The 12,352-nt window shown below is 68.3% G+C and carries 13 protein-coding genes; 5 read left to right on the top strand and 8 right to left on the bottom strand.

Going from position 1 to position 12,352, the window contains the following annotated elements; all coding sequences use genetic code 11:
• Position 1: 1 nt before the first annotated feature.
• Positions 2 to 943, bottom strand: coding sequence for an ATP-binding cassette domain-containing protein (locus tag J2W23_RS28085; protein ID WP_176661826.1), 942 nt, complete (start codon positions 941 to 943; stop codon positions 2 to 4).
• A 241-nt stretch (positions 944 to 1,184) separates the two neighbouring features.
• On the opposite strand from J2W23_RS28085, the gene J2W23_RS28080 reads away from it, so the two are divergent.
• Both J2W23_RS28080 and J2W23_RS28075 read left to right on the top strand, forming a co-directional pair.
• Positions 1,185 to 1,934, top strand: a complete 750-nt coding sequence (locus J2W23_RS28080) for a hypothetical protein (RefSeq protein WP_307651086.1) — start codon at positions 1,185 to 1,187, stop codon at positions 1,932 to 1,934.
• Positions 1,931 to 2,623 (top strand): hypothetical protein, encoded by a 693-nt coding sequence (locus J2W23_RS28075; RefSeq protein WP_307651085.1) that lies wholly within the window; start codon positions 1,931 to 1,933, stop codon positions 2,621 to 2,623. Before J2W23_RS28080 ends, J2W23_RS28075 begins: the two co-directional genes overlap by 4 nt.
• 3 nt (positions 2,624 to 2,626) lie before the next feature.
• On the opposite strand, the gene J2W23_RS28070 is transcribed toward J2W23_RS28075, so the two are convergent.
• Positions 2,627 to 3,517 (bottom strand): LysR family transcriptional regulator, encoded by an 891-nt coding sequence (locus tag J2W23_RS28070; protein WP_176661829.1) that lies wholly within the window; start codon positions 3,515 to 3,517, stop codon positions 2,627 to 2,629.
• 125 nt (positions 3,518 to 3,642) lie between these two features.
• On the opposite strand from J2W23_RS28070, the gene J2W23_RS28065 reads away from it, so the two are divergent.
• Positions 3,643 to 4,299: a glutathione S-transferase family protein gene (locus tag J2W23_RS28065; RefSeq protein WP_307651084.1), complete on the top strand. Its 657-nt coding sequence runs from the start codon at positions 3,643 to 3,645 to the stop codon at positions 4,297 to 4,299.
• Entirely contained in the window at positions 4,296 to 5,267 is a 972-nt protein-coding gene (locus J2W23_RS28060; RefSeq protein ID WP_307651083.1) for a pyridoxamine 5'-phosphate oxidase family protein, read from the top strand. Before J2W23_RS28065 ends, J2W23_RS28060 begins: the two co-directional genes overlap by 4 nt.
• A 4-nt stretch (positions 5,268 to 5,271) precedes the next feature.
• On the opposite strand, the gene J2W23_RS28055 is transcribed toward J2W23_RS28060, so the two are convergent.
• On the bottom strand, positions 5,272 to 6,447 hold the full coding sequence (locus J2W23_RS28055; RefSeq protein WP_307651082.1) for a cytochrome P450: 1,176 nt from the start codon (positions 6,445 to 6,447) through the stop codon (positions 5,272 to 5,274).
• Between the two features lie 83 nt (positions 6,448 to 6,530).
• Between J2W23_RS28055 and J2W23_RS28050 the strand changes: the two genes are divergently transcribed.
• The gene (locus tag J2W23_RS28050) at positions 6,531 to 7,226 is read left to right on the top strand and encodes an ArsR/SmtB family transcription factor (protein WP_307651081.1); all 696 of its coding nucleotides are present in this window, start codon (positions 6,531 to 6,533) and stop codon (positions 7,224 to 7,226) included.
• A gap of 18 nt (positions 7,227 to 7,244) precedes the next feature.
• On the opposite strand, the gene J2W23_RS28045 is transcribed toward J2W23_RS28050, so the two are convergent.
• From J2W23_RS28045 to J2W23_RS28025, 5 genes are all read right to left on the bottom strand, one after another.
• Positions 7,245 to 8,258 carry a Bug family tripartite tricarboxylate transporter substrate binding protein gene (locus J2W23_RS28045; protein WP_176661833.1) on the bottom strand — a complete coding sequence of 338 codons (1,014 nt, stop codon included), beginning with the start codon at positions 8,256 to 8,258 and terminating at the stop codon, positions 7,245 to 7,247.
• Between the two features lie 111 nt (positions 8,259 to 8,369).
• On the bottom strand, positions 8,370 to 9,887 hold the full coding sequence (locus J2W23_RS28040) for an AMP nucleosidase (protein ID WP_176661834.1): 1,518 nt from the start codon (positions 9,885 to 9,887) through the stop codon (positions 8,370 to 8,372).
• Between the two features lie 49 nt (positions 9,888 to 9,936).
• On the bottom strand, positions 9,937 to 10,485 hold the full coding sequence (locus J2W23_RS28035; protein WP_307651080.1) for a TIGR00725 family protein: 549 nt from the start codon (positions 10,483 to 10,485) through the stop codon (positions 9,937 to 9,939).
• The gene (locus J2W23_RS28030; protein ID WP_307651079.1) at positions 10,436 to 11,257 is read right to left on the bottom strand and encodes an ABC transporter permease; all 822 of its coding nucleotides are present in this window, start codon (positions 11,255 to 11,257) and stop codon (positions 10,436 to 10,438) included. Before J2W23_RS28030 ends, J2W23_RS28035 begins: the two co-directional genes overlap by 50 nt.
• A gap of 6 nt (positions 11,258 to 11,263) precedes the next feature.
• A complete protein-coding gene (locus J2W23_RS28025; RefSeq protein ID WP_307651078.1) occupies positions 11,264 to 12,340 on the bottom strand; it encodes an extracellular solute-binding protein in 1,077 nt (358 codons plus the stop codon).
• Between the last annotated feature and the right edge of the window lie 12 nt (positions 12,341 to 12,352).

Here is a 12,352-nt window from a genome sequence, read left to right as displayed (position 1 = left end):
TCTAGCCGTCCTCGCGGATCTGCCGTCCGGTGAGCTTGAGAAAAAGGTCCTCGAGGTTCGCGGGCCGATGGAAGGTGCGCAGGCCGCCATGCCGCGTCAGCGCATCGAGCAGCCGCCGCGCGTCCTGCGTGTAGAAGAACACCGTCTCGCCGCTCACTTCGACGCGCGCCGCCATTGCCTTGAGTTCGGGCGACTCGGCCAAAGACAGCGCCCCGTTGCCGTACACCTCGACCACGTCGGGCTCCAGGTGCTCGGCGATCAGGTCGCGCGGCTTTCCTTCGGCGATCTTGCGGCCGTGGTCGAGCACCAGAAGGCGCGAGCACAGCCGCTCGGCCTCGTCCATGAAGTGCGTTGTCAGCAGGATCGACTTGCCCTGTTGCAACAGAACCTGCAGCCGCTCCCACATCAGGTGGCGCGCCTGTGGGTCGAGCCCGGTGGTCGGCTCGTCGAGCAGCAACAGCTTCGGGTCGTTCACCAGCGCGCGTGCCAGCGAGAGCCGCCGGCGCATGCCGCCCGAGAGTTCGCCCGGTTTCGCGTCGGCCTTGTGCGAGAGCGCCGCGAACTCCAGCAATTGCGGCACGCGTGCGCGCACCTGCGCCTTGCTGAAGCCGAAGTAGCGGCCGTACACCACGAGGTTCTCGGCGCAGCTGAAGTCGGGGTCGAGCGTGTCGAACTGCGTGACCACGCCCAGCTGTGCCTTGATGGCGAGCGCATCGCGCGGCATCTGCAGGCCCAGCGCCGAGATCTCGCCGCCGTCGGGCGCGGTGAGGCCCAGGCACATGCGGATGGTGGTGGTCTTGCCGGCGCCGTTCGGGCCGATCACGCCGAGGCACTCGCCCGGCGCGATCTCGAACGACAGGTCGTCCACGACCGTGGTGTCGCCGTAGCGCTTGCGCAAGTGGCTGGCGTGGAAGAGGGGAGGGGTGGAGGAAGAAGAAAGCACACAGGCATTCTGACGCAGGCCCCGATGAACGTCGCCATCGCTTCAACCAATGGACAAGCGGCACCAACCGATGGACAAGCGGTGCGTGATCCAGGCAACACCCGGCACAATCGACGCCCAGTCGAATACCGCGAGAGAAGACCCGAAGATGCTGCGTTTTCTGTTGGCACTGTCAGTCGTTTTACTGCTGGGTGCATGCGCCCAATTCCACCGGCCGCTCGCGGCAACGGATCGCACCAAGGTGCAAGAGGCCGACCTGCGCGTGGTCGTCGCACAAGAGAGCTTCATGTTCTCCGCGCAGGCGCCCGGTGTGAGCGCGGCCACGGGCGGCGGCCTCATCGGCGCGCTGATCGACTCGTCGGTGCAGCAATCGCGGCAAAAGGAAATGAGTGCGGAAGTAGGCGCCATCGTCGGCCCGCTGCTCGACTACGACTACCGCGTCGAGGCGGGCCTGGCCATCGGCGAATTGCTCAACACGCCCAACGCGTTCCCGCTGAAGGTTGTCTCGTCGCAGGTGCTCGCGGGCATGCCGCCCAAAGCCGAGCAGGACGCCCGCATCGCCGCCACGAAGAACGGTCGCGCCTACCTCGTGCTGTTGCTGCAGTACGTGCTGGAGCCCGGGCTGGGCGCTTTCACCACGCGCACCACGGCACTGCTCTGGCAGGACGGCAACAAGGAGCCCTCGTACCGATCCGCGACGATCTACCAGACACCTGTGAGCGGCGGCGCACGCGCCACCGTCGTTCGTCGGCTGGGCGCCAATGACGGGCAGCAGCTCAAGGCCGTGATGCGCGATTCGATCCAGCAGACGCTGCATGTGGTGGGGCTGGATCTCGCCGGCGCGCGCTCCGGCGCGATCCGCACCGCGCGGTTCAACGTCAACGGCACCTGGGTGACGCTGGGTGGCCAGGGCTTCGACGAGCAGCCCGGCCGCGTCGCATTCCGCGACCAGGACAACGCGATGTATTCGGTCCGGACGGCCGCACCATGAAGCAACCCTCCCAATTTCGCACCGGCCTGGCAGCCGCCGCCCTGTTCGCGCTCTGCGCCATGCCCGGCTTCGCGCAGGCAGTCACCGAGAGCGAACCGCTCGACATGGTCTACCAGCAGGCGCCCGAGCAGGAGCAGCGCCCCAATGGCCCGCCGGTGGAAACCCTGCGTGTGCCGCAGGGCTGCAAGCTCTACCTGCCAGCCATCGAAGATGCCCGCAACAACCAGGTCTACGCCGGCAACCTCACCTTGATGATGCCGACGGTGCATGCCACGCCGAGGGCGGTGGAGTCACTGCGCAGCGGCGATGCGGGCATGTGGACGCGCGATGCGTTGTTGTCGACCCAGCGCTATGGCTTCCAGCCCATCGTCGGCGCGCCCGCTGCGGCCACCGGCGCCCGGCAGGTCTCGGCCGTGGTCGCGTTGCGCCTCGCCCATGCGTGGTCCGCGGGGCTCAACCTTGTCTCGCATGTGGTGCTGAAGGTGAACTACCGACTGCCCAGCGGCGAGATCGCCTCGCGCCTCTATCACGGCATGGGCACGCGCACCAACTGGGCGAGCGGCAACGGCGAATTCATGTCGGTGCTGAACCTCGGCATGGAAGAGGCGGTGCGCAGCATGGCGACCGACGCCGCGGCGCTGTGCGAAGGCAAGCCCCTGCCGGCACCCGCACCCGCGGCTGCGTCGTAGCGGCTACATCCGCAAGCCGGTGAACTCCGTCTTCATCCAGTCGATGAAAGCCCGCGTGCGGGCCGGCAGCAGCCGCGCGTTCGGGTAGATCACGCTCACCGGCCGCGGCGGCGGCTCGAAGTCCTCGAGCACGATCTTCAGGCGCCCCTGCGCCACGTACGGCAGCACCTGGTACGAGAAAAAGGTGCCGAAGCCCATGCCCGCGGCGCAGGCCTCGACGGCGGGCGCGAGGTGGTTGAACTCCAGCCGGTTGCTCGGCGTCACGCTGATCGTCTTGCCGCCTTCGTGGAACTGCCATTGCGGCGGTGCGTCGATGCGGCCGCGCACGCAGGGTGCGCCGTTCAGCTCGCGCGGATGCTGCGGCGTGCCGTGGCGCGCGAGGTAGTCGGGGCTCACCGCGACCACGCGCCGGATGGTGCCCAGCGACTGCGCCACGAGCGACGAGTCTTCCAGCGGGCTGATGCGGATGCCGACGTCGATGTTCTCCTCCAGCAGGTTCACCGCGCGGTCGTACAGCAGCACGCTGCAGCGCACCTTGTCGTAGCGCTTCATGAATCGCGTGATGGCCGGCGCCACGTACATGTGGCCGAACAGCACCGGTGCGGTGATGGTGAGTTGGCCCGCCGGCTCGCGTGCCTCGGCATTGAGCGCGCGGTCGGCGGCATCGGCTGCGAGCAGCACCTCGCGCGCACTCGGCAGGTAGTGGCGGCCCTCTTCGGTGAGCGACAGGCGGCGGGTGGTGCGATGAAAAAGGCGCACGCCCAGGTGCGCCTCGAGTGCGGCGAGCGAACGCACCACCGCAGGCAACGAAGTGCCCAGCGACTCGGCGGCGCGGGTCATGCTGCCTTGCTCGGCAATCTGTACGAAGGTCTGCATGGCTTTGAAGCGGTCCATGCCGCGATTAAACCGGAAAACGCAGCAGTCAAATACAGAAACGGCTATTCATTCATCGGGTGCAAGAGAGAAGAATCGGGAACACGCCACCCGGCCGCTGTTTCGCCATTTCAAAAGGACCTCCCATGAATGCCACCGCCACTCGCCCCGCGCAACCCATCAAGCTCTACGGCAGCGCCATTTCGGGCCATGTGCACCGCGTGCGGCTGTTCCTCTCGATGCTCGGCCTGCCTTTCGAGGTGATCGAGCTCGACCTGAAGCAGCGCGCCCACCGCACGCCCGAATTCCTGGCGCGCAACCCCTTCGGCCAGGTGCCGGTGATCGAGGACGGCGAGGTCACGCTGGCCGATTCCAACGCGATCCTGGTCTACCTCAATGCGCGTTATTCGGCCGACCCGTCGCGCTGGATGCCGCAGGACGCGGTGGGTGCCGCGCGCGTGCAGCGCTGGTTCTCGGTGGCGGCAGGTCCGCTGGCTTACGGCCCGGCTGCGGCGCGCGTCATGGCGCTGTTCGGCCTGGCCGTGGACCCTACGGAGACGGTGACGCGCTCGCATGCGCTGCTCGCTGTGATGGAGATCCACCTCGAACGCCAGCCCTTCCTCGCTGGCCCCGAAGCCACGCTTGCCGACATCTCGAACTACGCCTACGTGGCGCACGCACCCGAAGGTCGCGTGTCGCTCGAAGCCTATCCACAAGTGCGCGAATGGCTTGCGCGCATTGAAGCCCTGCCCGGTTTCGTGCCGATGGTGCGCACGCCGGTCGGGCTCGCGGCGGCAGCATGATCGCGGCACCCTTCCACGCCGGGGAGCGCGCGCTGCAACTCCACGCCGGCTCGCGCGAGCAGATGGCGGTCGCGGGGCCGCGCGTGATCCGCGACTACATGCCCGACCAGCACCGCGAGTTCTTCGCGCAGCTGCCGTTCGTCGTGGTCGGCAGCCTCGATGCGAACCTGCAGCCCTGGGCCAGCGTGCTCGCGGCCCCCGCGGGTTTTGCGCATTCGCCCGATGCGACGCACCTGCGCATCGATGCGCTGCCCGCGGCCGGCGATCCGCTCGCAGGCCAGCTCGCAGAAGGCGCCCCGCTCGGCTTGTTGGGCATCGAGCCGCATACGCGGCGGCGCAACCGCATGAACGCCACGGTCGAATCGCTCGATGCCACGGGCTTCATGCTCGAGGTGCAGCAGAGCTTCGGCAATTGCCCGCGGTACATCCAGGCGCGCGAGCCGGTGTTTGTGCCGACGCGCAGAGACGGCGCATCGGTGCAATGGCTCGACACGCTGGACCTCGAAGCGCAGCGTCTTATCGGCAGCGCGGACACGCTGTTCATCGCCACGGCCTACCCCGACGAAGTGGCAGCGGGCGACGAAGCCGATGCCAGGTCGCACGGCGTCGACGTGTCGCACCGCGGCGGTCGACCCGGCTTCGTGCGCGTCGACGAAGGCGGCGTGCTGACGGTGCCCGATTTCAACGGCAACCGCTTCTTCAACACGCTCGGCAATCTGTTGGCGCACCCGCGTGCGGGCCTGCTGTTCATCGACTACGACAACGGCGACCTGCTGCATGTGGCAGCCACTGCGGAGATCGTGCTGGACGGGCCCGAGCTTGCCCGGTTCGAAGGCGCCGAGCGGCTGCTTCGTCTGCATGTCCAGCACGCATTGCGCCGTCCGGCCGCGCTGCCGCTGCGCTGGGGCGATGCGCAACTGTCGCCGCATCTGGCGGGCACAGGGCACTGGGCCAGCGCGCGCGGCTGAACCGTCAGTGGAAGACCGGAATGCGCGCGTTGGCCGAAGGGCGGTAGTGCCAGCCACGCGCTCGGATCGCATCGAGATCGGGCTGGCGTTGCAACAGCGCATCGAGCCCCGCCGCCGCCAGCGTGCAGGCCAGCGCCTGGCCCGGGCAGGCGTGCATGCCGTGGCCGAAGCCGAGCATGCGGCGCCGCTCGCGGATCAGTTGGAAGCGGTCCGGCTCGGGGTTGAACGCCGGGTCGCGATTGGCCGCGGCCAGCACCAGCAGCACCGCATCGCCCGCCGCCAGCGGCGTGCCCGCGATGGTGATGGGCTCGATCGCGAAGCGGCGCGTGTTGTGGACCGACGGATCGTGCCGCGCCGTCTCTTCCACGATGGCTTGCAGTCCGTCGCGCGTGCGTGCGGCTTGGCGCAATGAGGGCTCGCGCACCCGTGCGATGAGGCTGTTGCCCAGCAGGCCGGCCGTCGCGTCGCAGGTCTGCGAGAGCAGGCCGACGATGTTGGCGAGCAGGGAGCGCGAGAGCGGCGTGCTGGCATCGCTCTCGGCCAGCACGGCCGCGAGCAGCGTGCCGTGACGGGATGGCGCACTTGCGGTCAGCGTCTCGAAGCGCGTCATCAGTTCGCCTGCGGCAACGCTCGCCGCCTGCAACTGGCCCGTCGTTGACAGCGGCGACAGGCAGGCGACGAAGTCGCGCATCCAGCGGTCCACCTGCGGCAGCGTTTCCTCCGCAAAACCGAGCAGCTGCGCGACTGCCTGCACGGGCATGGAAAAGAGCGCGTCCGACAAAGGCGCAGCCGGCACATTGCGCGCAACCTGCAGGGCGGCCGCGTGCACGGCATTCAAGTCCAGCCCGGCCAGCGCACGCTGCAGCGCGGGTCGATGCGCCTGGTGCGCCGCGCCGTCGTTCATGCGCACCAGGTGGCTGAACACCTCGCCGGCCGGGCTGCCCGCGATGGCGCGCGGCACCGGTTCGGCGGCGGGCCGCACACGCAGCGCGCCGTGCGCGAGCAACACCGATTCGATGACGTCCGCACGGCTCGCGACCCACACGCGCAGCTTCTCGTTCCACACGAGCGGCGGACCCGCGCGCAACTCGGCGTAGAAGAGATAAGGATCGGCATGCGTGATGGCCGCGACCGGGTCGACGGGCATGCAGTCGGCGAAGGAAGTGGGGCTTGTGTTCATGCCCCGCAGTGTGCAATCTACGATGCCGCCACACTTCGCCCGTGAACGAAGTGTCGATTGCGGCAGCGTTTTACGATCGCCGCATGGACACGACTTCATCCTCCAGCGCCGATCTCCAACTGGCCCGCCTTGCGGGCGCCATCGCCGAGCCGGCGCGCGCCCGCATGCTCAACTGCCTGATGGACGGCCACGCGCGCACCGCGACCGAACTCGCCACCGTCGCCGAGGTGGCCGCCTCCACCGCGAGCGCGCACCTCGCGCGCCTGAAAGAGGAGCGATTGGTCGAAGTCCTCGTGCAGGGAAAGCACCGCTATTTCAGGCTTGCGGACGACAACGTCGCTGCTGCGCTCGAGAGCCTGATGGTCGTGGCCGGCGCACCGCGCGCGGCCGAGTTCAAGCCGAACACGCCGAGCCGCCTGCGCGCCGCCCGCACCTGCTACGACCACATGGCTGGCACCGCCGGCGTCGCGCTGCACGACCGGCTGCATGCGCAGGGCTGGCTCAGCGGTCTGCAGAGCGGTTCGTACGAACTCACGACCGAAGGTGCGATCGCGCTCGAAAGCCTGGGAGTCGAAGTCGATGCGGTGCGCCGCTCGCGCCGGCGCTTTGCCTGCGCATGCCTCGACTGGAGCGAGCGCCGTCCGCATCTGGGTGGCGCGCTGGGGGCCGCGTGGCTGCAACTGTCGCTGCGCCGCGGTTGGGTGCGGCAGGAGCTCGACGGGCGCGAACTCGTGCTCACGCCCAAGGCGCAGCGCGAGATGCCGGAGCTGTTCGCCTGAAGCCCCTGTGCCTGGTGCTCAGGCCTTCAGCTTGAGCAGGTAGATCATCGGTCCGGCCATCGCCAGGTCGAGCTCGAGGAAGCTCTCGAAATCCTTGCCGGCCATCCAGTACGCATCCCAGTTGTTGCGCTTGATGGTCTTCTGCCAGATGTCGGCGCCGGTCGCGCGGCGCACGGCTTCCAGCAGCACGGCGCGGCGCTCGGCGGGCACCTTCTTGCCGGTGAGCACGCCGCGCCAGTTGGCGAGGTCGGCGTCCACGCCCTGCTCGCGCACCGATGGAATGCCCAGGAACGGCCGCTTGGACGAGACGCCGATCGCGCGCAGCTTGCCGCCGGCCAGCGCCTCGCTGAATTCGCTGTAGCCCGAGATGCCGGCGACGGCCTTGCCGGTTTCCAGCGCTTCCACCACTTGCGCGCCGCCGGGGTACGGCTGGTAGACCAGGCCGGCGGTATTGCCGGCCACGCGTGCCAGCATGCCGGCGTACATGTGGTCGACGCCGCCGGCCGAGCCGCCCGCGATGACGGTCTTGGCCGCGTCGGCGCGCAGGGCTGCGATCAGGTCCTTGGGCGTCTTGATGGGCGAGTCGGCCTTCACCGCCACCACTTCGTAGTCGCTGGTGAGCCGCGCGACCGGAGCGACCTGCGCCATCGTGACGGCGGGCTTTTGCAGTGCGACTGCGCCGACCATCACCATGCCGCTCATCAGCAGGGTGTCGGGGTCGGCGTCGTATTTCTCGACGTACTTCGCCAGGCCGATGGTGCCGCCCTTGCCGCCGATGTTTTCGTAGACCACGTCGCCCGCCGCGCCCGAGGCCAACAGCGCCGCGCCGAGCGCACGGCCGGTCTGGTCCCAGCCGCCGCCTTCGTTGGCGGGAATGACGATGCGCAACCTGGCAACCAGCTGCGGCTCGGCCGCGCCGGCCGACCGAGGCCACAGCAGTGCGGCCTGACCAGCGCCGGCAACGGCGACGCCGCCTGCCACCCATGCGCTGAAATCACGGCGTGAAAGGGCAGAAGGTGACGATTTAGACATTTTGTTTCCGGTTGTTCTCAAAAGTAACCGGATGATGTCCGCGAAATGTGCAAAACACCTGCACAAGCGCCTAGGTAAAAACCCTCGAAAGCGCCTGCTGACTGCCAACTATTACTGGAAAGCGACCTCCGCGAAGCTGCGCAGCTTGCGGCTGTGTAGCCGGGTCGAGCCCTCTTCCCGAAGGATGTCGATGGCCCGCATGCCGATGCGCAGGTGCTGCTCCACCCGCTCGCGGTAGAAGTGGTTGGCCATGCCGGGCAGCTTGATCTCGCCGTGCAACGGTTTGTCGCTCACGCACAACAAAGTGCCGTAAGGCACGCGGAAGCGGAAGCCGTTGGCCGCGATGGTCGCGCTCTCCATGTCGAGCGCCACCGCCCGGCTCTGGCTGAAGCGGCGCTGCGGCTGGTTGCCGGGCAGCAACTCCCAGTTGCGGTTGTCGGTGCTGGCCACGGTGCCGGTGCGCATGATCTTCTTCAAATCGGGGCCTTCGTAGCGTGTGATGTCGGCCACGGCTTTTTCCAGTGCGAGCTGGATTTCCGACAGCGCCGGAATCGGCACCCACAGCGGCAACTCTTCGTCCAGAACGTGGTCCTCGCGCACATAGGCATGCGCCAGCACGTAGTCGCCCAGCTGCTGCGTGTTGCGCAGGCCCGCGCAGTGGCCTAGCATCATCCAGGCGTGGGGGCGCAGCACGGCGATGTGGTCGGTGATGGTCTTGGCATTGGCCGGGCCGACGCCGATGTTCGTCATGGTGATGCCGCTGTAGTCCTCGCGCACCAGGTGGTAGGCCGGCATCTGCGGCAGCCGCGGCGGCGCGGTGCCCTGGCTGCCGTCCAGCAGGCGAGCGAAGGTCTCGCTCGCGCCGGCATCGAGCCCGCGCCGGCGCGTGACCACGTTGCCCGGTTCGATGAAGGCGATGTACTCGCTGTTCTCGTCGGCCATCGCTTCGTGGCCCAGGCGCACGAACTCGTCGATGTAGAACTGGTAATTGGTGAACAGCACGAAGTTCTGGAACCACTCGGGCGCGGTGCCCGTGTAGTGGCGCAGGCGGTGCAGCGAGTAATCGACCCGCGCGGCCGTGAAGAGCGACAGCGGCTGCGCCTCGCCGTCGCGCGCCTCGAAGGTGCCGTTGGCGATGCCGTCGTCCATCACGCCCAGGTCGGGCAGGTCGAACACGTCGCGCATCAGCGCGCGGCGGTCTTCGCTCATCGTGCCTTCGATGTGGTCGTTCTCGGCGAACGAGAAATGGATCGGAATCGGCTGCGTGCTGGTGCCCACCTCGAGCTCGACCTGATGGTTTTCCAGCAGCAGGCGGAACTGGTCGAGGTAGTAGCGAGAGAACAGATCGGGCCGCGTCAGCGTGGTCTCGTAGCGGCCGGGACCGGCGACAAAACCGTAGCTCAGGCCCGCATTGGCCGGCGGCGTGTGGCGCGAGACGGTGTGCGTGTGCACCCGCACGAACGGGTAGCAGGCCCGCACCCGGCCCGGCAGCGCCTCGCCCGCCACGAAGCGCAGCATCGACTCGCGCAGATGGGCGAGCCCGCCCTGGTAGATGGCCTTGACCTGTTCGAGTGCGGCGGCGGCGTCGGTGAAGCGGGCGGGGGCGACGAATGTGGGCATGTAGGGCATGGCGGCATTGTGCAATGCGGCCGTGGCATTCGTCCTCCCCCGAACGTGCTCAGGCGAGCAGCGTGGCCAGCACCTTCGCGAGCATGTCGTCCACATCCACCGCCTGCACCGCCCCCGGCAGTTCCACATCGCCATGCATCACGAACACCGGCTTGCCCCACTTGAGTCCGAGCGCCATTTCCGACAGCGTGCCCATGTTGCCGCCGATGGCGATGAGGCACACGCCGCTGCGCGCGACGATCGCATTGCGCATCTCGCCCATGCCGGTGGGAATCGCCACGCTGAGCCATTCGTTCGCGTTGCGGTCGTCGTCCTCGGGCAGGATGCCCACGGCGATGCCGCCAGCCTCGGTGGCGCCGCGCGAGGCTGCGGCCATCACGCCGCCGCGTCCGCCGCACACCACCGCCATGCCCGCGCCGGCCAGCGCGTGCGCCACCGCGTAGGCGGCCTCGCACTCGACCGGCCCGCCGTCGCCCGGGCCGATGATGGCCACTGGCTGGCGATGCCGCGCCGGGCCCCATTGCTTTTGCGCCAGGCGCGTCAGCGCCTCAGTGACCGGCGCCGACAGCACCGCGCTCGCGCCTTCGCGTAACGACATCGCCCACTCCCATCACGATCACACACACCACCATCAGCACCAGCGACAAGGCCGCTGCCACCGCGAAATCCGAACCGCCGTCGCCCACCTGCGCGAGCAGCATCAGCGGCAGGATGTTGAGCTGCGTGCCCACCAGCGCCAGCGCCGTGCCGTAGGTGCCCATGGCAATCGCGGCCACCATGCAGGCGTTCGACAGCACCGAGGGCATCACCTCGGGCACCACCGTGTCCCAGAACGCGCGCGCCTTCGATGCGCCCAGCGTGCGCGCCGCCTGCGCCGGGCGCAGGTCGAGGTTGGCGAACACCGGGTAGAGCGACAGCGCCACGCGCGGAATCAGGTAGTAGGCGTAGGCGAAGCCCAGGCCCGACACGCTGTAGATCCAGCTGCCGATCACGGCCGGATCGGCGCCCAGTCCCGCGAGCAACTGCGTCACGAAGCCCGCGCGTCCGAAGGCCAGGATGAAGCCGTAGGCGATCACCAGGCCCGAGAACGCGAGCGGCAGGCCCAGCAGCGTCATCATCCATTGGCGCCGATGCTCGGGCTGCCGCGCGAGCTCGATGGCGATGCAGGTGCCCACCAGCGCCGAGATCGCACCCGCCGCGAGCCCGAGGCCCAGCGTGTTGCGCAGCGCACCCAGGAACAGCGGATTGCCGAACAGCCGCCCGAAGGCGCTGCCGCCCTCGGCAAAGGCTTCGGGCAGCAGTGCCGCGAGCGGCACCGCGAAGAAGAGCGCCATGAAGGCCCATGCGGGCCAGGCGCCGAAGCGTCGCATGACGGCTTACTTCCCCAAGGCGGCCTGCGCCCAGAGCTTGTCGACGTCGGCCTTGCGCTCCGAGGCCTTCACCACGTCGAGCGGGCGGATCTGCGGTGCGGGCGGCATCTTGGCGGCGACGTCGGCAGAAAGCGGCGTGCCCGGCACGGCGGGCCGCACGAAGCCTTGTGCGAACAGCGTCTGCCCCGCTTCGCTCATGATGAAGTTGAGCCACAGCTTGCCGGCGTTCGGATTCGGGCCGTTCTTCACCAGGCTGATCGCATACGGTGCGGCCACGCTGGCTTCCTTCGGAATCACGATCTCGACCGCATCGCCCATGCCGTCGACGTGCTTGGCCTTCAGGCCATCGTTCTCGTAGCTGATCCACACCGGGATCTCGCCCTTCAGGAACTTGGCATACGGCGTGGTGCCTTCCACGCGCAGCACGTTGCCGGCCGCATGCAGCTTGCCCAGGTAGTCGGTGCCGGGCTGCACGTTGTCGACGCTGCCGCCGTTGGCGTAGGCCGCGGCGAAAGTCAGCACCTGGCCGATGCCGGTGGAGCGCGGGTCGAGGTAGACGACCGTGTTCTTGAATTCGGGCTTGAGCAGGTCGGCCCAGCCGGTAGGCACGTTCTTCACCAGCTTCTTGTTCACGAGGAACGCGATGTTGAGCGTGTGGATGGTGAACCAGCGGCCCTCGGCCTCGCGGAACACCGGCGGCAGCTTGTCGAAGTTGACGGGCTTGAAGGGCGCGACCACGTCCTTCTTCGCGGCATCGACGGCGGAGGCGGCGAAGTAGTAGGCGGTGTCGGCCTGCGGGCGGCGCTTGGTCTTCTCCAATGCGACGACGGTGGCGGCCGAACCGATGTCGTTGTAGGTCAATTCGATCTCGGGGTAGCGCTTCTTGAAGTCGCGGAACAGCGACTTCCAGTTGGCCCATTCGGGGCCGGTGTCGAAGGAGACGCACAGGCCTTCCTTCTGCGCTTCGGCGTACAGCGCCTTCTCGCCCGCGTAGAGCTCGGGGCCGTCGAAGGCGAAGGCGGTGCGAGCAAGGGACAGCACGGGCAGTGCGCCGGCGGCCTGGATCAGATGTCTGCGTTGCATGGTGGCTCCTTG

Source organism: Variovorax boronicumulans, from assembly GCF_030812215.1.
GTDB classification, from domain to species: Bacteria; Pseudomonadota; Gammaproteobacteria; order Burkholderiales; family Burkholderiaceae_C; genus Variovorax; species Variovorax boronicumulans_C.
This window is presented reverse-complemented; position numbering and strand designations above follow the sequence as displayed.